The 24,328-nt window shown below is 74.4% G+C and carries 1 protein-coding gene; it reads right to left on the bottom strand.

Going from position 1 to position 24,328, the window contains the following annotated elements:
- Positions 1 to 24,315, bottom strand: coding sequence for a non-ribosomal peptide synthase/polyketide synthase (locus OG871_RS28100; protein WP_371500457.1), 24,315 nt, complete (start codon positions 24,313 to 24,315; stop codon positions 1 to 3).
- Positions 24,316 to 24,328: the final 13 nt, after the last annotated feature.

Raw genomic sequence — 24,328 nt, 5'->3', positions numbered from 1 at the left:
TCAGTCCTCCTGGTGGGAAAGGGTGGTGTCACCGGCGTCGCCAGTGGCCTCGGAGTCGTGGGCGTCGCCGGTGGCCTCGGCGATCCTGGCAGCCAGGACCGGTCCGATCTGGGCCAGCGAGCCCGCCTGGGTCATCTGGTCGTGCCGGGTGGTGATCTCGTGCGATTCGATCCGGCCCGCGATGTACGGGCGCCAGACCTCCGGACCGGCGTCGTCGTCGCCCCGGCCGATCGTGGAGTTGAACAGCAGCAGGTCCCCGTCGTACCGGCCGGGGACGAAGTCGACCGCCAGCTTCGCGTTGTTGATCATGATCTGGACGATCACCTCGACCTGCCGCTCGTCGAGGCCGGCCAGCGCGCTGCCGCGCCGGTTCAGCACCTCGGCGACCTCGGCGTAGGTGATCTCCCGCTCGCCCAGCTCGGCCGGATCGACGTCGAGCACGCCGACGAGCACGTCCCGGACGGTGGGTACCGGCTCCTCCTCGAACCGCACGTCCTTCACCGGGTAGGCGTCGAGGATCGCCAGCAGTGCGGTCCGCTCGCCGCGTGCCTGCAGTTCGCAGGCCAGCGCGTGGGCGATCAGCCCGCCCGCGGACCAGCCGAGCAGCAGGTACGGGCCCTGTGGCTGGATCTTCTGGACGTGGTCGGCGTAGTCGGCCGCCATCTCCTCGTAGGAGGTCGGCAGTGGTTCGGGCCGGCCGAGGCCGCGCGCCTGGAGCGCGTAGACCGGGTGCTGCGGGCCGAGGTGGTTCAGCAGCCCGCTGTAGGACCAGCTGATGCCGCCCCCGGGGTGGACGCAGAACAGCGGGGTGTCCGTCCCGGTCGAGCGCAGCGGCAGCAGGACGTCCAGCGCGTCGGCCGGGTCGTTCATGGCCAGGCGTTCGGTGAGCCCGGCCACGGTCGGCGCCTCGAACAGCATCCGCAGCCCCAGCTCCAGACCGAGGGTCTCGCGGACTCGGGAGGCCAGCCGGGCGGCCAGCAGCGAGTGCCCGCCCAGGTCGAAGAAGCCGTCGTCGATGCCGACCTGCTCCCGTCCGAGGACCTCGGCGAACAGGCCGCACAGCAGTTGCTCCTGCGGCGTCCGGGGGCCGCGCCCGGCGTCCGACGCCCCGTAGTCGGGGGCCGGCAGGGCGGCCCGGTCGAGCTTGCCGTTGGCGGTCAGCGGCAGCGCGTCCACGGTGACGAACGCTGCCGGCACCATGTAGTCGGGCAGGTCGCGACGCAGCCGGGCGGACAACTCGGCCGTCTCGGGCCCGCCATCGGGGGCGGGCACCAGGTAGGCGACCAATCGCTTGTCGCCCGGCCGGTCCTCGCGGGCGACCACGGCGGCCTGGGCAACGCCCGGGCAGCCCGCCAGGACGGCCTCGATCTCGCCTGGTTCGATCCGCAGGCCGCGCAGCTTGACCTGGTGGTCGACGCGTCCGCCGAACTCCAGCGTGCCGTCGGGCAGCCACCAAGCGAGGTCGCCGGTGCGGTACATCCGGCTCCCGGCGGGCCCGTACGGGTCGGCCGTGAAGCGCTCCGCCGTCAGGCCGGGTCGGCCGAAGTAGCCGCGGGCGACACCCGTCCCCGCGAGGTACAGCTCGCCGACCATGCCCGTCGGCACCGGCCGCAGCCGGTCGTCGAGTACGTAGGTGCGCATGTTCGCCATCGGGCCGCCGATCGGCACGGTCGCGGCGTTCTCCGCAAGGTCGCGCACCGGGTGGCGGGTGGCCAGGGTGGTGGCCTCGGTGGGCCCGTAGCCGTTGACCACCTCGATGCCGGGGCAGGCCGCGAGCACCCGGGCGGCGGCGGCCGGGGAGACCACGTCGCCGCCGGTCCACACCTCGCGCACCCCGGCCAGCAGGCCCGGCCGTTCCTCGGCGACCAGCCTGAACAGTCCGGCGGTCAGCCACAGTCCGGTCACGCCGTGGGTGGCGATCGTGTGTTGCAGCAGGTCGAGGTCGAGCTGCTCGGGCGGGGCGACGACGACCCGGCCGCCGTTGAGCAGCGGCACCCACAGCTCGTAGGTCGAGAGGTCGAAGGCCGTCGGGGAGTGCATCAGCACCCGCTCGTGCCCACCGCCGCGCCATTCGGGGCTCAGCGCGAGGCCGACCACGTCGCGGTGGGTGACGGCCACGCCCTTCGGCCGCCCGGTCGAGCCGGAGGTGTACATGATGTACGCCAACTGTCCGGGCTCGCAGGAGACTTCGGCGCCGGGTCGGCCTGCGGCCAGGGACTGCTCCAGTGCGGCGAGCACCTCCGGGGTGAGCACCAGAGCGGCTCCGCTCTCCCGCATGATCAGCTCGATCCGGGAGGAGGGGAAGCGCGGGTCCAGCGGCACGTAGGCGCCGCCCGCCTTGATGATCGCCAGGATCGCCACGACCAGCTCGGCCGAGCGGTCCAGCATGACGGCGACCGGCGTCTCCGGCCGTACGCCGTGGCGAGCCAGCGCCCCCGCCAGGCGGTCGGCCCGCAGGTCGAGCTCCGCGTAGGTCAGCTCGGTGCCGCCCGCCACGACCGCGATCGCGTCCGGGGTGGCCCGCACCTGGCGGGCGAACAGCTCCGGCACCGAGGCTGTCGGCAGCGGCGCGGCCGTGTCGTTGAACCCGTGCAGCAGCCGGTGGCGTTCCGCGCCGGACATCAGGTCGATCCGGCTGATCGGCCGGTCCGGGTCGGCGGCCGCCGCACGCAGCAGGCGGGCCCAGCGATCGAACAGCAGCTCCACGGTGGGCGCGTCGAACAGGTCGGTGGCGTACTCCACCGCGCCGACCAGGCCGTCGGCGCTGGGGGCACCTCCCGGGCCACCAGGCCCAGGGGGACCGTCCGGGCGGAACTGCTCGGCCAGGCTGAAGGTCAGGTCGACCCGGGAGGTCCCGGTCGGCGCCTCCAGGTGGCCGGTCTCCAGCCCCGGCAGCGCGAACTCGCCGAGCGGCGCGTTCTGCAGGGCCAGCATGACCTGGAACAGCGGGTGGTGGGCCAGCGACCGCACCGGGTTGGCCACCTCGACCAGGTGCTCGAACGGCACGTCCTGGTGGTCGTACGCGGTGAGCGCCTTCTGCCGGACCCGGCCGAGCAGTTCGGCGAAGCCGGGGTCGCCGGTCGTGTCGGTGCGCAGCACCAGCGTGTTGACGAAGAAGCCGACGAGCTCGTCCAGCGCCTGATCGGTGCGGCCGGCGATCGGGCTGCCGATCGGAATGTCCGTACCGGCGCCGAGCCGGGTGAGCAGGGCGGCGAGACCGGCCTGGAGCACCATGAACATGCTGGCGCCGCGCGCGGCGGCCAAATCCCGTAGGTCCTGGTGCAGTTCGGGGTCCAGCCGGACCACGACCCGGTCGCCCCGCTGGGAGGCCACCGGAAGCCGGGGCCGGTCGGTGGGCAGCTGCACCTGCTGCGGGATCCCCGCCAGCTCGTCCTTCCAGTAGGCGAGTTGGCGGGCGAACAGGCTGTCCGGGTCGGCGGTGTCGCCGAGCAGGTCGCGTTGCCAGCGGGTGTAGTCGGCGTACTGCACCGGCAGCGGTGACCACGGCGGCTCCTCGCCCCGGCAGCGTGCCGCGTAGGCCGTCGCGAGGTCGCCGGAGAGCGGGCCCATCGACCAGCCGTCGGCGGCGATGTGGTGCACCACGACGAGCAGCACGTGCCGGTCGGGGGCGAGGGCGTACAGCTCGGCCCGCACCGGCGGCTCCGCGGCCAGGTCGAAGCCGCGTTGGGCGGCGTCCGCCAGCCGCTCGGCCAGCCGGCTCTCGTCGAGCTCGACCACCGGCAGCGCCGGACGGGCCTGGGCGGCGCCCAGCACGACCTGGTGCGGGACGCCGCCGGTCTCACGGAAGACCGTCCGCAGGCTCTCGTGCCGGGCGACCACGTCGGCGAGCGCGGCGACAAGGGCCGGCCGGTCGAGGCGACCGGTCAGACTCAGCGCGAGCGGCATGTTGTAGGTGGCGCTCGGCCCGTCCATCCGGTGCAGGAACCACAGGCGGCGCTGGGCGAAGGACAGTTCGACGCGCTCCGGGCGGGGCCGGGCGGTCAGCGCGGGCCGCGCCGTACCGGAGCCGTCCAGGCGGGCCGCCAGGGCGGCCACGGTCGGGGTCTCGAACAGGGTGCGGACCTCCAGCTCCGCGCCGAGGGTCGCCCGGACCCGGGAGGCGAGGCGGGTTGCGAGCAGCGAGTGCCCGCCGAGGTCGAAGAAGCTGTCCTCGACCCCGACCTGGGCCAGCCCGAGCACCTCGGCGAACAGCTCGGCGAGGAGTTGCTCCTGCGGGGTGCGCGGCGCCCGCCCGCCCGCGGCCGGGCCAAGGTCGGGGGCGGGCAGCGCGCGGCGGTCAAGCTTGCCGCTGGCCGTCAGCGGCAGCGCGTCCAGCGCCACGAACGCCGACGGGACCAGGTAGTCGGGCAGCCGCCCGCGCAACCAGTCGCGGAGTTCGCCGAGGAGGGCGCCGGTGCCGCGGCTTCCGGTCGGGCGGTTGGTCAGCGTCGACAGCGCCCTGCCGGTGGCCCCGGCCGACCGGTACGGCTCGACGGGGGAGCTGTGGAGCGCCTGCGGGTCGGCGAGGACGACGTCCACGGCGTCGGCCGCGGTCACCGACCAGGTGACGGCCACCGTGCGGTCGAACTCCCGCCCGAGGGCGTGGAAGTCCTCCGGGTCGGGGAGCTCGCCGTCCTCCGGGGCGTGCAGCCGTTCCAGCAGCTCGGAGACCGGCCCGTCCGCGTCCTGCACGGCCCGGGCCAGGGCGGCCTCCCGCGCCACCCGGCGGTTCGGCACCCCGGTGATCCGCAGCACCTCGGCGGTCGGCTGGGCGAGGAGTTCACGCAGCCCGGCCAGATCGGCGACCTGCCGTCCCCATGCCAGTTCGACGGGCCGGCTCGGGGCCGGCGGGGCGACCGGCGCCTTGTGCAGCGTCACGTCGTAGCGGTAACGGGTCAGTTCGTTGTGGTGGCGGCCGCGCTTGACCTCCACGGCCACCGCGCCGATGGCCGTGCCGTGCTCCCCCAGGACGGTGAAGAAGTCCGGGTCGACCAGGAGCTCCTTCTCCACCCGGACGGCCTGCTCCACCGCGCGACGCACGGCCGCGAGGTCGGCATCATCGCCGGTCCGGTGCAGCTGGACGGCGGTGGCCAGCGGGCGCAGCAGTCGCAGGTTGCGGACGTCGCCGACGAAGAGCGCGCCGCCGGGGGCGAGCAGCCGCATCAGCTTCCCGATCACGTCCGCGAGGTAGTCGGCGGACGGGAAGTACTGCACCACCGAGTTGATCACGATGGTGTCGAATTCCCCGGCCGGCAGCCCGTCGGTGTCGTGCGCCGGCCGGGTCTGCAGCACCACGCGGCCGGCCAGCCGCTCCTCCCCCACCACCTGGGCGCTCAGGGCCTCGATCGCGGTGGCGGAGAAGTCGGTCGCCCAGTAGGTCTCGCAGTGCGGTGCGACCTGCGAGAGCAGCAGGCCGGTGCCGACGCCGACCTCCAGCACCCGGCGCGGGCGCAGGGCCAGGATGCGGGCCACGGTGGCGTCCCGCCACTCCCGCATCTGCTCGACGGGGATCGGACCGGCGTCGTAACTGCTGTTCCAGCCGACGAAGTTCTGCCCGAAGGCCGCTTCCTCGGGGGCGATGGGCAGGGCGTCGTAGATGCCCTGCCACTCGCCCACGTGGTCCGCTTCCAACGCGTCGTCCCGGGCCGCGTCCTGGCTCGGGACGACGTAGCCGACGAGCCGGTCGTCCTGGGCGAGGACGGCGGCCCGGGCTACGGCGGGGTGCTCGGCCAGCGCGGCCTCGACCTCGCCCGGCTCGACCCGGAAGCCGCGGACCTTCACCTGGTCGTCGGCGCGGCCGACGTACTCCAGCTGTCTTCCCCCAGCCTCCGACCGGGGGTGCCCCCAGCCCAGCCAGCGCACCAGGTCGCCGGTGCGGTACATCCGCTCACCGGTTCCGAACGGGCAGGCGACGAACCGCCCGGCCGTCAGGCCCGGCCGGTTCAGGTAGCCGCGTGCCAGACCCGCGCCCGCGACGTACAACTCCCCTGCCACGCCCGGCGGCACCGGTCGCAGCCGGTCGTCCAGGACGTACACCCGGGCGTTGGCGATCGGCCGGCCGATCGGCGGTACGCCCGCCCCTGAGGACAGCGGGTCGCTCATGGTCGCGCACACCGTGGTCTCGGTCGGGCCGTACGCGTTGATCATCCGGCGTCCGGGCGCCCAGCGCGCCACCAGTTCCGGCGGGCACGCCTCACCCGCCACCACCAGCGTCGACGCGGTCACCGCACCGTCCGGCACGGCGGCGAGGACGGACGGGGGCACCGTCACATGGGTGATGCCGAGGCCCGGGTCGGTCAGCGCGGCGAGCGGATCGGCCGCGGGGGGCAGCACCAGGGTGGCTCCGCGCAGCAGGGCGGTGTAGATCTCCGACACCGACGCGTCGAAGCTGGGCGACGCGAACTGGAGCACCCGGCTGTCGGGTTCGATCGCGAAGCGCTCGATTTGGGCGGCGACCAGGCTCGCCACGCCGCCGTGGCTCACCACGACGCCCTTGGGGCGGCCGGTCGAGCCCGAGGTGTAGATCACGTACGCCGGGTGCCGGACGTCGAGTGCGACCTGCGGGTCGGTGTCCGGCCAGTCGCCCTCGGCCACCATGGACGGGTCGTCGACCAGCAGCGCCGGACGGGCGTCGTCGAGCATGAAGGCGATCCGCGACTGCGGGTACGCCGGGTCCACCGGCAGGTACGCGGCCCCGGCCTTCAGCACGCCCAGGACCGCCACCACCGACTCCACCGACCGCGGCAGGGCCACCGCGACGATCTGCTCCGGGCCGACGCCCCGGTCGATCAGCGCATGCGCGAACCGGTTCGCCCACGCGTTGAGTTGACGGTACGTCAACGCGTGCTCGCCGCAGGCCAGCGCGACCGCGTCCGGCACCGCCGCCACCCGCGCCGCGAAGGCCCGCGGCACCGGGACGGCGCCCACGTCCCGGGCGGTCGCGTTGCCCTTCTCCAGCAGCCGGTGCCGCTCGTCGGCGTCGAGGAGGTCGATCCCTCCGATCGGCTGCTCCGGGTCGGCGGTGACGGCCTCCAGCAGGAGCGTCCAGCGCCGGACCAGGGCCTCGACCGTGGAGCGGTCGAACAGGTCGGTGGCGTACTCGACGGCGCCGGCGATCCCGGCCGGGCTCCCGGCCGGGCCGAACCGTTCGACCATGCTCAGGCCCAGGTCGAACTTGGCGGTTCCGGTCGCGACCGCGTAGGTGGTGACGTCCAGGCCGGGCAGCGAGAACCGGCCCATCGGAGCGTTCTGGACGGCCAGGACGGTCTGGAACAGAGGGTGGTGGGAGAGCGAGCGGGACGGGTTCAGGGCCTCCACCAGGTGCTCGAACGGCACGTCCTGGTGCGCGTACGCGGACAGCGCCGTCTCCCGCACCCGGCCCAGCAACTCGGCGAAACTCGGGTCCCCGCTCGTGTCGGTGCGCAGCACCAGCGTGTTGACGAAGAACCCGACCAGGTCGTCCAGCGCCTCGTCCGTGCGCCCGGCGATCGGACTGCCGATCGGGATGTCCGTCCCTGCGCCCAGCCGCGTGTACAGGGCGGCGAGCGCGGCCTGCAACACCATGAACAGGCTCGTCCCGGTATTCCGCGCCAACTCCGCCAGCGCGGCGTGCAGTTCGGCGTCGAGCTCCAGGCCGAGGTGGTCCCCCTGCCAGCCGGCGACGGCCGGGCGGGGCCGGTCGGCGGGCAGCTGGAGCAGCTCCGGCAGGTCGGACAGCTGCCGCTTCCAGTAGTCGAGCTGCTCAGCGAACCGGCTCTGCGGGTCAGCGGCGTCGCCGAGCAGCTCGCGCTGCCACAGCGTGTAGTCGGCATACTGCACCGGCAGAGCCGGTCGGTCCGCCGTCCGGCCCTCGCAGCGGGCCGCGTACGCCTCGGCCAGGTCCCGGGCCAGCGGCCCGGTGGACCAGCCGTCGGCGGCGATGTGGTGCATGACCAGCAGCAGCACGTGCTCGTCCGGTGCGAGCGCGAACAGCTCCGCCCGCAGCGGCGGCTCCGTCGCCAGGTCGAAGGGCTGCCGGGCGGACTCGGCGAGCCGCTGCAGCAGTTCATCCTGCGTCACCTCGGTGGGCCGGGCCCGGAGGCGGACCGCGGCCGGGTCCAGTACGCGCTGGCAGGGTACGCCGTCGACCTCGGGGAACACCGTCCGCAGGCTCTCGTGCCGGGCCACCACGTCGGCCAGTGCCCGGTCCAGCGCGGGCCGGTCGAGCGTTCCGGTCAGCTGGAGCGCCAGCGGGATGTGGTAGGCCGCGGCGGCGTCCATGCGGTGCAGGAACCAGAGCCGGCGCTGGGCGAAGGACAGCGGCACCGCCTCCGGCCGCTCCTGCGCGGTCAGCGCCGGGCGGGTGCGGCCGGCCCCGGCCAGTGCCCCGGCCAGGCCGGCCACGGTGGGCGCCTGGAAGAGTGCACGCAGCCCGAGCTCCACACCGAGCACCGAGCGCACCCTGGCGGCCAGCCGGGTAGCGAGCAGGGAGTGCCCGCCCAGGTCGAAGAAGTCGTCGTCGACCGAGATCTGCGGCACGTCGAGCACCTCGGCGAACAGCTCGGCAAGGATCTGCTCCTGCGGGGTGCGCGGCGCCCGCCCGCTGCCCGCGGGGGCGGCTTCGGGCGTGGGCAGCGCCGCCCGGTCCAGCTTCCCGTTCGGCGTCAGCGGCAGCGCGTCCAGCACCGTGAAGACAGACGGCACCAGGTAGTCCGGCAGCCGCTCGCGCAGCTGCGCAGCCAGCTCTGCGGGACGGACGGCCTGGTCGGGGCGGACCGCCACGTAGCCGACGAGCCGGTCGTCCCGGACCGCGACGGCAGCCTGGGCAACGGCGGGGTGCTCGGCCAGCGCGGCCTCGACCTCGCCGAGTTCGACGCGGAAGCCGCGGACCTTCACCTGCTGGTCGGCGCGGCCGACGTACTCCAGCTCGCCTCCCCCAGCCTCCGGCCGGGGGGACCCCCAAGCCCGGCGCCGCACAAGGTCACCAGTGCGGTACATCCGCACACCCGCTGGCCCGAACGGGCAGGCGACGAACCGTCCGGCCGTCAGGCCCGGCCGGTTCAGGTAGCCACGTGCCAGGCCGGGGCCGGCGACGTACAACTCCCCCGCCACGCCCGGCGGCACCGGCGCCAGCCGCTCGTCCAGGACGTACGCACGGAAGCCCGCGACCGGCCGTCCGATCGGCGGCACGCCGGACCTCGGGGACAGCGGGTCGCTCATGGTCGCGCACACCGTGGTCTCGGTCGGACCGTAGGCGTTGATCATCCGGCGCCCGGGCGCCCAGCGCGCCACCAGCTCCGGCGGGCACGCCTCACCCGCCACCACCAGGGTGGCGGCCGTGAGGTCGGCGCTCTCCAGCGCGGCCAGGGCCGAGGGCGGCAGCGTCACGTGGGTGATGTCCAGCCGGCGGTCCGTCAGTGCCTCCAGCGGGGCCTCGGCGGGGGCCAGGACGAGGGCGGCTCCGGTGAGCAGCGCGCTACACAGGTCCCAGAAGGACGCGTCGAAGCTGGGCGAGGCGAACTGGAGCACCCGGCTGCCCAGCGTCACGCCGAGCCGCTCAGCCTGTTCCGCCACCAGACCCGACACGCCAGCGTGGCTCACCACGACGCCCTTGGGGCGGCCGGTCGAGCCCGAGGTGTAGATCACGTACGCCGGGTGCCGGACGTCGAGTGCGACCTGCGGGTCGGTGTCCGGCCAGTCACCCTCGGCCACCATGGACGGGTCGTCGACCAGCAGCGCCGGACGGGCGTCGTCCAGCATGAAGGCGATCCGCGACTGCGGGTACGCCGGGTCCACCGGCAGGTACGCGGCCCCGGCCTTCAGCACGCCCAGGACCGCCACCACCGACTCCACCGACCGCGGCAGGGCCACCGCGACGATCTGCTCCGGGCCGACGTCCCGGGCGATCAGCGCATGCGCGAACCGGTTCGCCCGCACAGCGAGCTGACGGTACGTCACCTCCTCGCCATCGCAGACCAGCGCGACCGCGTCCGGCACCGCCGCCACCTGCGCCGCGAACAGCTCCGGCAGACCCGCCCCGGCCGTTCGGTCCTCGACGGCGGGCAGTAGCTCGCGGCGTTCCTCGGCGGAGAGCAGGTCGATCCCGCCGATCGGCCGGTCGGGCGCGGCGGTGACCGCTCCCAGCAGCCGCAGCCACCGAGCGGCCAGGGCCTCGACCGTCGGGCGGTCGAACAGGTCGGTGCTGTACTCGACCGCGCCGCTGAGTCCTCCCGGCGCGCCGCCCGGCCCGTACTCCTCCGCGAACCCGAAGGTCAGGTCGAGGCGGGCGGTCCCGGTGAGCACGGCCATCCCGGAGACCCGCAGGCCCGGCAGGTCGAAGTCGCCACCGGGCGCGTTCTGCACGACCAGCCCGGTCTGGTACAGCGGGTGGTGGGAGAGCGAGCGGGACGGGTTCAGCGCCTCCACCAGGTGCTCGAACGGCACGTCCTGGTGCGCGTACGCCGACAGCGCCGTCTCCCGCACCCGGCCCAGCAACTCGGCGAAACTCGGGTCCCCGCTCGTGTCGGTACGCAGCACCAGCGTATTGATGAAGAAGCCGACCAGGTCGTCCAGCGCCTCGTCCGTGCGCCCCGCAACCGGGCTGCCGATCGGAATGTCGGTGCCCGCGCCCAGCCGCGTGTACAGCGCGGCCAGCGCCGCCTGCAGCACCATGAACAGGGTCGTCCCCGAGCGGCGTGCCAACTCCACCAGCGCGGCGTGCAGTTCGGCGTCGATCCGGAGCTCCAGCAGGTCGCCGCCGTACGACATGGCGGCCGGGCGCGGCCGGTCGGCCGGCAGCTGCAGCTGCTCGGGCAGCCCGGCCAGCGCCTGCCTCCAGTAGGCGACCTGGCGGGCGAACACGCTCTCGGTGTCGTGCTCGTCGCCGAGGATCTCGTGCTGCCACAGGGTGTAGTCGCCGTACTGCACCGGCAGGGGCGGCCACTCCGGTGCCCCGCCGCCCTGCCGGGCGGTGTAGGCGGTGGCCAGGTCACGGGCCAGCGGGCCCATGGACCAGCCGTCCCCGACGATGTGGTGCATGACCAGCAGCAGCACGTGCTCGTCCGGCGCGAGGGCGAACAGCTCCGCCCGCAGCGGCACGTCCGAGGTCAGGTCGAAGCCCCGCACCGCCGCCTCGCGCAGCAGGGCGGGCACCTCCGCCTCGGCGGCCGCGCGCACGGCCAGCGGGACGGCGGCCTCGGCGGGTTCCAGCACCCGCTGGTGCGGAATTCCGGCGGTGTGCGGGAAGACCGTGCGCAGGGTCTCGTGCCGGGCCACCACGTCCGCGAGCGCGGCGTCCAGCGCGGCCCGGTCGAGGTCGCCGGACAGGCGCAGGGCCAGCGGCATGTGGTAAGTGGCGCTGGGCATCCCGAACTGCTGGAGGAACCAGAGCCGGCGCTGGGCGAACGACAGCGGCATCGGTTCGCGGCGGGGCCGGGGCACCAGGGCCTGCCGGGCGGTGCCGGCGTCGTGCAGTCCGGCCGCCAGCCCGGCGGGGGTCGGGGTGCGGAACAGTGCGCGCAGCTCCAGCTCGACCCCGAGGGTCGCCCGGACGCGGGAGACCAACCGGGTGGCGAGCAGGGAGTGGCCGCCCAGCGCGAAGAAGTCCTCGTCGACGCCGACCCGGGCGAGGCCCAGCACCTCGGCGAACAACTCGCACAGGATCTGCTCCTGCGGCGTGCGCGGCGCCCGGCCACCTGCGACCGCACCGGACTCCGGCGCGGGCAGCGCCGCCCGGTCCAGCTTCCCGTTCGGGGTCAGCGGCAGCGCGTCCAGCAGCACGAACGCGGACGGCACCAGGTAGTCCGGCACCCGCTCGCGCAGGTACGCGGCGAGTGCCGCCACGGTCGTCCCGCTCCCGTCCGAGGGGACGACGTACGCGACGATCCGGGTCTCCCCCGGCCGGTCCTCGCGGGCGAGCACCGCGACCTGGGCGACGCCCGGGTGCGCGGTCAGCTCGGCCTCGATCTCGCCCGGCTCGATCCGGAACCCGCGGATCTTGACCTGGTGGTCGACGCGGCCGGCGAACTCCAGCTCGCAGTCGGCGCGCCAGCGGACCAGGTCGCCGGTGCGGTACATCAGCGTGCCCGCCGGACCGTACGGGTCGGCCACGAACCTGCTCGCTGTCAGCCCCGATCGGTTCAGGTAGCCGCGGGCCAGGCCCGCTCCGGCCAGGTACAGCTCGCCCAGCACGCCGGGGGCGACCGGTCGCAGGGCCGAATCCAGCACGTACACCCGGCAGTTGGTGATCGGGCGGCCGATCGGCACCGGCAGCGGGCAGTCGGCGGGGTCGGTCGGGAGCGCGTAGGCGGTGATCACGTGGGTCTCGGCGGGCCCGTAGTGGTTGTGCAGCACCCGGCCCGGTCGGCGGGCCCGGAAGCGGCGCACGGCACCGCCCAGCCGCATCGCCTCGCCGGCCTGCGCGACCAGCCGCAGGTGCGGCAGGTCCAGCCCGGCCTCCTCGGCGGCCTCGGCCAGCGCCTCGACCACCAGGTTGGGGGCGAACAGCTCCTCGACCCGGTGCCGGTCCAGCCAGTGCGCGAACAGTTCGGCGCTGCGGCGCTGCTCCTCGGTCGGCACCACCAGGGTCTTGCCGTACAGCAGCGCGGACAGCACCTCCTGTACCGAGACGTCGAAGCTGATCGCGGTGAACTGCGCGGTGCGGGTTCCGGGTTCGCCGCCGACGGCCCGGTGGTGCCACGCCAGCAGGTTCAGCAGCCCGGCAGCGGGCATCACCACGGCCTTGGGACGGCCGGTGGAGCCGGAGGTGTAGATGACGTACGCCGGGTGCCGGGCGTCCACGGGGACGGCCGGGTCGTGCTCCGGCAGGTCCCCGGCCGGGGTGACGGATGCGAGGCCGTCGAGCACCACGGCGGGGCGGGCGTCCTCCAGCATGTACGCGATGCGGGCGGCCGGGTAGTCCGGGTCGACCGGCAGGTATGCCGCGCCCGTCTTGAGCACCGCGAGGACGGCGACCACCAGCTCGGCCGAGCGCGGCAGCCGCAGGGCGACGACCCGCTCCGGGCCCACGCCGCGCGCGATCAGCGCGTGGGCCAGGCGGTTGGCCCGGCGGTTCAGCTCGCGGTAGGTCAGGACGGTGTCCTCGAGGACGACCGCCGGGGCCTGCGGGGTCTCCCGCGCCCACGCCTCGAACAGCGCGGGCAGGGTGGCCTCGGGAGCAGGACGGGCGGTGTCGTTGCGGGCGACCAGCAGCTCGTGCCGCTCCTCGGGGGTGAGGACGTCGATCCGGCTCAACGGACGCTCCGGCTCGGCGACCACCGCCGCCAGCAGCCGCAGCCACCGGGCGACCAGGGCCTCCACCGTGGCGGGGTCGAACAGGTCGGTGCTGTACTCGACCCGTCCGACGATGCCCTGGGCCGGACCGCCGGTGCCGCCGCGCTCCAGCAGGTGGAAGCCGAGGTCGAACATCGTGGTCGGCGTCCGCACCAGGACGATCTCGGCGGCCAGGCCGTCCAGCGCGAACTCGGTGCTGGGCACGTTCTGCAGCGCGAGCAGCACCTGGAACAACGGCTGGCGGGCGAGCGAGCGGGACGGGTTGAGCGCCTCGACGACGTGCTCGAACGGCAGGTCCTGGTGCGCGTACGCGCCGAGCGCAGCCTCCCGGACCCGGCCCAGCAGCTCGGCGAAGGTCGGGTCGCCACTGGTGTCCGTGCGGAGCACCAGGGTGTTGACGAAGAACCCGACGAGGTCGTCCAGCGCCTGGTCGGTCCGGCCGGCGATCAGGCTGCCGACCGGGATGTCCGTGCCCGCGCCGAGCTTGTCCAGCAGCGAGGCCAGGGCGGCCTGCATCACCATGTAGACGCTGGCGCCGTGCTCCCGACCCAGCTTGACCAGTCCGGCGTGCAGATCGGGGTCCAGTTCGACCGCCAGGTGGCCGCCGGCATGGGAGGGGGTCGCGGGGCGGTGGCGGTCGGCGGGGAGCCGGATCTGCTCCGGCAGGTCCGCCAGCTGCCGGGTCCAGTAGTCCGCCTGACGGGCGAACAGGCTGTCCGGGTCGGCCGGGTCGCCGAGCAGTTCGTGCTGCCACAGGGTGTAGTCGGCGTACTGCACGGGCAGTGGCGCCCACCGCGGCTCCTCGCCCCGGCGGCGTGCCGCGTACGCGGTGGCCAGGTCGGCGGCCAGCGGGCCCAGCGACCAGCCGTCGCCGGCGATGTGGTGCATCACCAGGAGCAGCACGTGCTCGTCCGCCGAGACCTCGAACACCTCGGCGCGCAGCGGTGGTTCGGTCGCGAGGTCGAATCCGCGCGCTGCGGCCCCCGTCAGCAGTTCCGGTAGCGCCGCCTCGTCGGCCGGGGTGACCGACAGCCTCCGGCGCGCCTCTCCGGGGGCCAGCACCTGCTGGTGGGGCACGCCGTCCGCGGCCGGGAAGACCGTGCGCAGGGTTTCGTGCCGCTCGACCAGGTCACCCAGCGCCGCCTCCAGGGCCGCCAGGTCCAATGGTCCCGAGAGCCGCCACGCGAGCGGCATGTTGTAGACCGAGTCGGCGTCCTCCAGCTGGCGCAGGAACCACAGCCTGCGCTGGGCGGACGACAGCGGCACCATCCCCCAGCCTTCGGCCGGGGGTGCCGCCATGGGCCGCTCCGCCTTCCCCAGGGCGAGCCGGGCCCGGTCCGCGCCGCCCAGCCCGGCGGCCAGCCCGGCCACGGTCGGGGTGCGGAACAGGGCGCGAAGCTCCAGCTCGACCCCGAGGGTCGCCCGGACCCGGGCCGCCAGACGGGTGGCGAGCAGGGAGTGCCCGCCGAGGTCGAAGAAGTCGTCGTCGACACCGACCTGCGGCAGGCCCAGCACCTCGGCGAACAGCCCGGCCAGCACGTGTTCCTGAGGAGTGTGCGGTGCCCGGCCGACGCGCGGCGCGGTGGACTCGGGCTCGGGCAGGGCCCGCCGGTCGAGTTTGCCGTTCGGGGTCAGCGGCAGCGTGTCCAGCGCCACGAGCGCCGACGGCACCATGTAGTCCGGCAGCCGCTCGCGCAGGTGCGCCCGCAGCTCCTCCGGCCGGAGCTCCGCCCCGGTGGCGCGCTGCAGGTAGGCGACCAGGCGGGGGTCCTGCGCCCGGTCCTGCCGGACGATCACGGCGGCCCGGGCGACCTGTGGGTGCTCGGCGAGGACGGCCTCGATCTCGCCCAGTTCGATGCGGAAGCCGCGGACCTTGACCTGGTCGTCGGTGCGGCCGAGGAACTCCAGGTTCCCGTCCGGATTCCACCGCACCAGGTCACCGGTGCGGTACATCCTCCCTCCTCGCCCGCCATCGGGCTGGGGGCACCTCCCGGCCTCCCCCAGCCTTCGGCCGGGGGGACCCCCATGGCTGGGGGAGAGGGGCCCGTCCCCGCCCGGCCCGAACGGGTCCGCCACGAACCGCGCCGCGGTCAGAGCCGGCCCGTTCAGGTAGCCGCGCGCCAGGCCCGCACCGGCGATGTACAACTCACCCGGCACACCGGCCGGCACCGGCTGCAACGCGGCGTCGAGCACGTACAGCCGGACACCGCCGAGCGGGCGGCCGATCACCTGCCGCGGGCTCGACTCCAGCGGCGCGAAGACCGAGTCCACCGTGCACTCGGACGGCCCGTAGTAGTTCAGGGAGGACACTCCCTGAGCGGCCCGCAGCCGCTCCCACAGCTGCTCGGGGATGGTCTCCCCGCCCAGCCCGATCATCGAGGGGCGCCACCGCGGGTCGTCCAGCAGGCCGTGCTCGACGAGGACTTGCAGGTAGGACGGAGTGCCGCCGACGGTGTCCAGCCCGGCCCTCGCGGCGTACGCGAGGTAGGCGTCCGGATCGGTCCAGGTCGCCTCGTCCAGGACGTGCAGTTCGTGGCCCGCGAAGAGGGCGAACAGCTGGTCGCAGGAGGCGTCGAACGACACGGACGTGGTCAGGCCCACCCGCATCCGCTCCCCCGTCCGGGAGACCAGTGGGCCTTGGTTGGCGAACAGGTTGAGCAGGCCGCCGTGTGTCGCCACCACGCCCTTGGGCCTGCCGGTGGAGCCGGAGGTGTAGATGACGTAGACCGGATGGGCCGGATCGACGACCGCCATCGGGTCCGTCGCCGGGCAGGACGCCACCAGGGCGGACATCTCCGGGTCGTCGAGCACCAGCCGGCCGACCGGACCGCCGTCGGGGAGGCGCTCCGCGGACTCGGCGTCGGTCACCACCAGGGCCGGCCGGGCGTCCTCCAGCAGGTACCCGATCCGGGCCGCCGGGTACTCCGGATCGACCGGCACGTACGCCGCACCGGTCTTCAGCACCGCCAGGATCGCCACCACCAGCTCCGCCGACCTCGACAGTGCCACCGCCACCAACCGCTCCGGGCCCGCACCCCCCGCGATCAGCGCCTGCGCCAACCGGTTCGCCCGCGCATCCAACTCCGCGTACGTCAACGACGCCTCCGGCCCCACCACCGCGAGAGCATCCGGTGCTGCCCGCACCTGCGCCCGGAACAACTCCGGCAGACTCGCGGTGAGGTCCTGGACCGCCGGGCCGGTGCCCAGCGCCGCCAACTCACCGCGCTCCTCGGCCGTGAGCAGGTCGATCCTGCTGAGCCGCCGCCGCGGGTCGGCGACCGCGGCGCGCAGCAGCCGCTCCCATCGCCCGATCATCGTCTCGACGGTGGCCGGGTCGTACAGGTCACTGGTGTACTCGACGGACCCGTCGATCCCCTCCGGGGAGCCGTCCTGCGCGTGCCGCTCGGCCATGGTGAAGATCAGGTCGAGCTTGGCGGTGGTCGACGCCGACGACAGGTCGGCGACGCGCAGCCCGGGCGGCGCGAAGTCGGCCCGGGGCGCATTCTGCAACACGAGCATGATCTGGAACAGCGGGTGGTGCGCCAGCGACCGGGCCGGGTTCAGGACCTCGACCAGGTGCTCGAACGGGAGGTCCTGGTGGGCGTACCCGGCCAGTGCGGTGTCCCGGACCCGGCCCAGCAGCTCGGCGAACGTCGGATCGCCCGAGGTGTCGGTGCGGAAGACCAGGGTGTTGACGAAGTAGCCGACCAGCTCGTCCTGCGCCTGGTCGGTCCGGCCTGCGACGGGGCTGCCGACGGGGATGTCGTCGCCCGCGCCGAGCTTGCTCAACAACGCCGCCAGGCCGGTCTGGAGCACCATGAACAGACTGGTCCCGTGTGCGCGGGCGAGTTCGCGCAGGCTGCGGTGCAGTTCGGCGTCCAGCCCGGCCCGCACGGAGCCGCCCCGGTGCGAGGCGACCGCCGGGCGGGGCCGGTCGGTGGGCAGCTGGATCCGCTCCGGCAGGTCGGCCAGCTGCCGGGTCCAGTAGTCCGCCTGGCCGGCGAACAGGCTGTCCGGGTCGGCCGCGTCGCCGAGCAGTTCGTGCTGCCACAGGGTGTAGTCGGCGTACTGGACGGGCAGCGGCGCCCAGCGCGGCGCCTCGCCGCGGCGGCGCGCCGCGTAGGCGGCGGTCAGTCCCTGCGCGAGCGGGCCCAGGGACCAGCCGTCGCCCGCGATGTGGTGGAGCACCAGTTGGAAGACGTGCTCGTCCGGAGCCAGTTCGAACAGCTCGACCCGTAGCGGCGCGTCGGCCGCCAGGTCGAACCGGCGGTCCTTCGCCACCGCCATCAGAGCGGGCAGCTCGGCCTCGGTGGTCCGGTGCACGAGCAGCCGCGGACGGGCCGCCACCGCGTCCAGCACCTGCTGGTACGGCACGCCGTCCGCTGCCGGAAAGACGGTACGCAGGCTCTCGTGCCGCTCGACCACGTCCGCCACGGCGGCCTCCAGGGCCCGCCGGTCCAACTCGCCGGACAGCCGCCAGGCCAGCGAGATGTGGTAGTTCGCGCTGGCGCCCTCCAACTGGTGCAGGAACCACAGCCTCCGCTGCGCGAAGGACAGCGGGACCACCTCGGGGCGCTCGCGCCGGACCAGGGCGGTCTGCGCCGGCCCGGCCGCCACCAGGACGGCGGCCAGCCCCGCCGGGGTCGGTGCCTCGAACAGGGTGCGCAGCGGCATCTCCACGCCGAGCGTCGCACGGATCCGGGCGGCCAGGCGGGTGGCCAGCAGCGAGTGCCCGCCCAGGTCGAAGAACCCGTCCTCGACGCCGACCGACGCCGCCCCCAGGACCTCGGCGAACAGCTCGCAGAGGACCTGCTCCTGCGGGGTGCGCGGCGCGCGGGAGGCGGTCGCCGGGGCGAGGTCCGGGGCGGGCAGGGCCCGGTGGTCCAGCTTGCCGTTGGCGGTCAGCGGCAGCGCGTCCAGCGCGACGAACGCCGACGGCACCATGTACTCCGGCAGCCGTTCGCGCAGGTGTGTCCGCAGGTCGGCGGGGCTCGGGGCGGCGCCCGCGGCCGGCACGAGGTACGCGGTCAGCCGGGTGTCGTCGGCCCGGTCCTGCCGGGCCAGGACGGCGACCTGGGCGATGCCGGGGTGGGCGGCCAGCGCCACCTCGATCTCGCCGAGCTCGATCCGGAAGCCGCGCACCTTCACCTGCTGGTCGGCCCGGCCGACGTAGCGCAGACCGCCTCCCCCGGCCTCCGGCCGGGGGGACCCCCAGGCCGCGCGGCGCACCACGTCGCCGCTGCGGTACATCCGCGACCCCGGCGGCCCGAACGGGTCGGCCACGAACCGCCCGGCGGTCAGACCGGGCCGGTTCAGGTAGCCGCGCGCCAGGCCAGCGCCCGCGACGTACAGCTCGCCGGGCACGCCCGGGGCCACCGGCCGCAGGCCGGCGTCGAGCACGTACGCCCGCAGGTCCGGGAGGGGCGTTCCGACCTGGCCGGCGGCGGTGCCGGAGCGGTCGAGCGCCGCGTACGTGACGTGCACCGTGGTCTCGGTGATGCCGTACATGTTGACCAGCCGCGGCGCGTCCTGCGGGTGCCGCTCGTACCAGCTCGCCAGCCGGGCGTGCTCCAGCGGCTCGCCGCCGAACACCACGGTGCGCAGGGCGAGTCGGCGGCCGATCTCCGGGGCCTCCGCGTCCGCCTGCATCAGCTGGTAGAAGGCGGACGGCGTCTGGTTGAGCACCGTCACCCGCTCGTGGGCGAGCAGTTCCAGGAACCGGCCGGGCGAGCGGCTGGTCTCGTGGTCCACGACCACCAGGCGGCCGCCGTGCAGCAGCGGGCCCCACAGCTCCCACACCGAGAAGTCGAAGGCGTAGGAGTGGAAGAGGGTCCACACGTCCTCGGCGGAGAAGCCGAACAGCTCCCGGGTGGTGTCGAACAGGCGCACCACGTTGCGGTGCGGGACCACCACGCCCTTGGGGTTGCCGGTGGAACCGGAGGTGTGGATGACGTAGGCGGCGTGGCCCGGATCGACGGCGACCGCCGGGTCGGTGTCCGGCAGTCCGTCCAGGTCGACGGTGTCCAGGAGCAGCCGGTCCACCTGCTCCGCCCCCGGCAGCTCCCCGGTCCGGCTCGTCGTCACGAGCAGCGCGGGCCGGGTGTCCTGGAGCAGGTAGGCGATCCGGGCGGCCGGGTACTCCGGGTCCACCGGGACGTACGCGGCGCCGGCCTTGAGTACCGCGAGCACCGCCACGACCAGTTCCGCCGAGCGCGGCAGGGCCAGGGCCACCAACTGCTCCGGCCCCACCCCGCGGGCGATCAGGGCATGTGCCAGCCGGTTGGCGCGGACGTTCAACTCACCGTACGTCAGGTGGGCTTCGCCGTCAGTGAGGGCGGTCGCGGCGGGGTCGGCCCGCACCTGCCGCTCGAACAGTGCGGGCAGGCCGCTCTCCGGCAGCTCCCCTCCCCGGCCGGTGGCGGCAGGCAGGAGCGCCCGGAGCTCGCCGGCGGACAGCACGTCCACCCGGCCGATCCGCCGGCCGGGATCGGCGGCGACGGCACGCAGCAGCCGCAGCCACCGCTCGACGATCCCGGTGACGGTGGCCGCGTCGAACAGATCGGTGCTGTACTCCACCACGCCCGACAGCCCGTCCCCACCGGGCTGTTCGGCCAGGACGAAGGTCAGGTCGCACTTGGCCGTCCCGGTCGGGACCAGATCGGCCGCCACCCGCAGCCGCGGCAGGTCGAAGGTGCCGAGAGGTGTGTTCTGCAGGGTGAGCATGGTCTGGAACAGCGGGTGGTACGCGAGCGTCCGGGTCGGGTTCAGCGCCTCCACGAGGTGCTCGAACGGCACCTCCTGGTGCGCGTACGCGGCCAGCGCGTCGGAACGCACCCGGCGCAGCAGTTCGGTGAACGACGGGTCGCCGGACAGGTCGGTGCGCAGCACCAGGGTGTTGACGAAGAAGCCGACCAGGTCGTCCAGGGCCTCGTCGGAGCGCCCCGCGACCGGCGTGCCGATCGGGACGTCGGTGCCGGCGCCGAGCTTGCCCAGCAGGGCGGCCAGGCCGGCCTGGAGCACCATGAAGAGGCTGGCGCCGCCGTCGCGGGCGAGTGCGCGCAGGCCCTGGTGCAGTTCGGCGTCGATCCGCACCGGCAGCTGGGCTCCCCGGTAGGACATCACCGCGGGCCTGGGCCGGTCGAAGGGCAGCTCGACCTGCTCGGGCAGGTTGGCCAACTGCTGACGCCAGTAGGCGAGGTGACTGCTGATCAGGCTGTCCGGGTCAGCGGCGTCGCCCAGCAGTTCCCGCTGCCAGAGGGTGTAGTCGGCGTACTGGACCGGCAGCGGCGACCACTGCGGCTTCGACCCCTCGCTGCGGGCCGCGTAGGCGGTCGCCAGGTCCCGCGAGAGCGGCCCCGTCGACCAGCCGTCGCCGGCGATGTGGTGCACCACCAGCAGCAGCACGTGCTCCTCGGGGCCGAGCTCGAACAGTTCGGCCCGCAGCGGCGGTTCGTCGGCGAGCTCGAAGCCGTGCCGCGCCGCCTCGGCCAGCCGGTCTGCCAGGTCGTGTTCGCCGGTCTCGGTCACCCGCAGCCGCGGCCGGGCCGCGTCGGGGTCGAGCACCCGCTGGTACGGCGCGCCGTCGGCCACCGGGAAGACGGTGCGCAGGCTCTCGTGCCGCTCGGCCACGTCCGTCAGGGCGGTTTCCAGGGCGCGCTGGTCCAGCCTGCCGGAGAGCCGCAGTGCCAGCGGGATGTTGTAGGTGGCGCTCGGACCCTCCATGCGGTGCAGGAACCACAGGCGGCGCTGCGCGAAGGAGAGCGGAAGTGTCTCGGGCCGCTCGCTGGCCGCGAGCGCGGGCCTGGCCCGGCCCGCGACGTCCACCGCGGCTGCCAGTTCCGCGACCGTCGGCGCGTCGAACAGGTCGCGCAGCCTCAGCTCCACGCCCAGCACCGACCGGGCCCGGGCGACCAGCCGGGTGGCCAGCAGGGAGTGTCCGCCGAGCTCGAAGAAGCTGTCGTCCAGCCCGACCTCGACGACCCCCAGTACCTCGGCGAACAGCCCGGCGAGCAGGTGCTCGACCGCGGTGCGCGGAGCACGGCCCGGTGCGGTGGACTGCCGCTCGGGTGCCGGGAGGGCGCGCCGGTCGAGTTTGCCGTTCGGGGTGAGTGGCAGCGCGTCCAGCACCACGAGCGCCGACGGCACCATGTGCGCGGGCAGCCGCTCGCGCAGGTACTCGCGCAGGGCGGTGCCGGTCACCGTGGCCCTGGGTGCGAGGACGGCGTGGGCGACCAGCCGGGTCTCCTCCTCGCCGCGCACCACGACGGCGGCCCGGACGACCTGCGGGTGCTCGGCGAGGACGGCCTCGATCTCGCCCAGTTCGATGCGGAAGCCGCGGACCTTGACCTGGTCGTCGGTGCGGCCGAGGAACTCCAGGTTCCCGTCCGGATTCCACCGCACCAGGTCACCGGTGCGGTACATCCTCCCTCCTTGCCCGCCATCGGGCTGGGGGCACCTCCCGGCCTCCCCCAGCCTTCGGCCGGGGGGACCCCCATGGCTGGGGGAGAGGGGCCCGTCCCCGCCCGGCCCGAACGGGTCCGCCACGAACCGCGCCGCGGTCAGACCCGGCCCGTTCAGGTAGCCGCGCGCCAGGCCCGCACCGGCGATGTACAACTCACCCGGCACGCCCGCGGGCACAGGTTGCAGTGCGCCGTCGAGCACGTACAGCCGGACACCGCCGAGCGGGCGGCCGATGACCGGGCGCGGGCTCGAGCCCACGGATGCGATCACCGGGTTGACAGTGCACTCGGACGGCCCGTAGAGGTTGAGGCAGGACACTCCCTCGGCCGCCCGCAGCCGCTCCCACAGCCGCTCCGGGACGGCTTCGCCGCCCGCGGCGACCAGCGCCGGGCGCCACCCCTGGCTGCCCAACAGCCCGTGGTCCACGAGGTCGTGCAGGTAGGAGGGGGTGGCTTCGACGTAGTCCAGGCCGCAGCGCCGCGCGTAGTCGACGAAGGCGTCCGGGTCGGTCCAGGTCGCGTGGTCCAGGACGTGCAGTTCGTGGCCCGCGAACAGGGCGAGCAACTGGTTCCACGACGCGTCGAACGACACCGACGTGGTCAGGGCCACCCGGTGCCGCCGCCGTGCATCGACCACGGGCGGGAGGTGCACCTGACGGAGGTCGGTGAGCAGGTTGAGCAGGCCGCCGTGCGTCACCGCCACGCCCTTGGGCCTGCCGGTGGAGCCGGAGGTGTAGATGACGTACGCCGGGTGGGCCGGATCGACGGCCACCATCGGGTCCGTCGCCGGGCAGGACGCCACCAGGGCGGACATCTCCGGGTCGTCGAGCACCAGCCTCCCGACCGGACCACCGTCGGGCAGCCGCTCCGCGGACGCGGCGTCGGTCACCACCAGGGCCGGCCGGGCGTCCTCCAGCAGGTACCCGATCCGGGCCGCCGGGTACTGCGGGTCCACCGGCACGTACGCCGCACCGGTCTTCAGCACCGCCAGGATCGCCACCACCAGCTCCGCCGACCTCGGCAGCGCCACCGCCACCAACCGCTCCGGGCCCGCACCCCCCGCGATCAGCGCCTGCGCCAACCGGTTCGCCCGCGCATCCAACTCCGCGTACGTCAACGAGGCTTCCGGCCCCACCACCGCGAGGGCATCCGGGATCGCCTCCACCTGCGCCCGGAACAACTCCGGCAGGCTCACGGTGAGATCCTGGACCGCCGGCCCGGTGCCCAGGGCCGCCAACTCACCGCGCTCCTCAGCCGTGAGCAGGTCGATCCGGCCGACCGTCTCGTCCGGGTCGCAGTCCGCGACGGCGTCGAGCAGGGCGAGCAGCCGCTGCTGGTGTGCGGCGAGGTCGTCGTCGCCGTACACCTCCGGCGCGCCGTGCAGCCTGAGCAGCGGGGGATTGCCGTCCCGGTAGTCGAACACCCAGACGGCCAGGTCGGTGGTCGACCCCGACACGAAGTGGTGCACCGAGGCGGGGTGCCCGGCGAAGCTCGGCCTGGCGTTGAAGGCCATGATGTTGACGATCAGCGGGAACGCCGTCCCGATGCTGCCGGGCGCGCCGAGGTCGCGCAGCAGGTCCTCGCTGCGGTAGCGCTCGTGCGCGACGGCCGCATCGACTTCCCGCGCCGCCTGGGCGACGAGGTCGCCCCACGGCATGTCCGGTCGCACGGTCAGCCGCAGGGGCACCACGTTGGACATGGTGCCGGGCACGGACATCAGGTCGCGGTCGGCGCCCCTGCGGGCGGTGACGGGGAGGGCGAGCACCACGTCCTGGGCGCCGCTCAGCCGGTGGGCGTAGAGCGCCGTCGCGGCGACCACCAGCCGGGACCACCGGACACCGGCCCGGCCCGCCGCCGCCCGCAGCGCCTCGGGGCTGCGCAGTTCCCGTTCCTGGGCCAGGCGCAGGGCCTGGTGCGGGTCGGTCGCGGAGGTGTCGGTGAGCCTGGTCGGGGCGGGCAGGTCGGCGAAGCGCCCGGTCCAGTAGGAGCGGTCGGCGGTGAAGTCGGCGGACGAGCGGTAGGCGGCGTCGCTGTCGACCAGGTCCCGCAGCGAACCGAACGGGCAGGACGGGACGGGAGTGCCCTCGGCCAGTGCCGAGTACACCGCGCCGACCCGCTGCCGGACCATGGAGCTGCTGATCGCGTCCAGCACCACGTGGTGGTAGTTGAGGTACCAGAGAAACTCGGTCGGCGACAGCCGGATCAGCGCGTGGCCGAACAGCGGGTCCCGGGCGAGGTCCAGCGGGCGGGCCAGGTCCCGTTCCATCCATGCCATGGCCGCCGCCCGGGGGTCCGGCTCCGCGCCGAGGTCGAGGTGCGCGGGTGCCCAGTCCCAGGTCTCGCGGAGGATCTGGCGCGGGCCCTCACCGTCGTCGACGAAGGTCACGTGCAGGGCGTCGACCTCGTCGACCACCCGGCGCAGCGCGGCTTCGAACAGCTCCGGATCGACCGGCCCGTGGATCTCCAGACACTCACCGACGCGGTAGCCCGGGACCGCCGTCCGGGAGCTCTGCTCGGCGAGCCAGATCTCCCGCTGGGCCGCGGTCAGGGGAAGGACGTCGCCGTCGCGGCGGGGCGGGCGGGACATGGGGTACCTCCAG

The organism is Kitasatospora sp. NBC_00374, assembly GCF_041434935.1.
GTDB lineage: Bacteria > Actinomycetota > Actinomycetes > Streptomycetales > Streptomycetaceae > Kitasatospora.
This window is presented reverse-complemented; position numbering and strand designations above follow the sequence as displayed.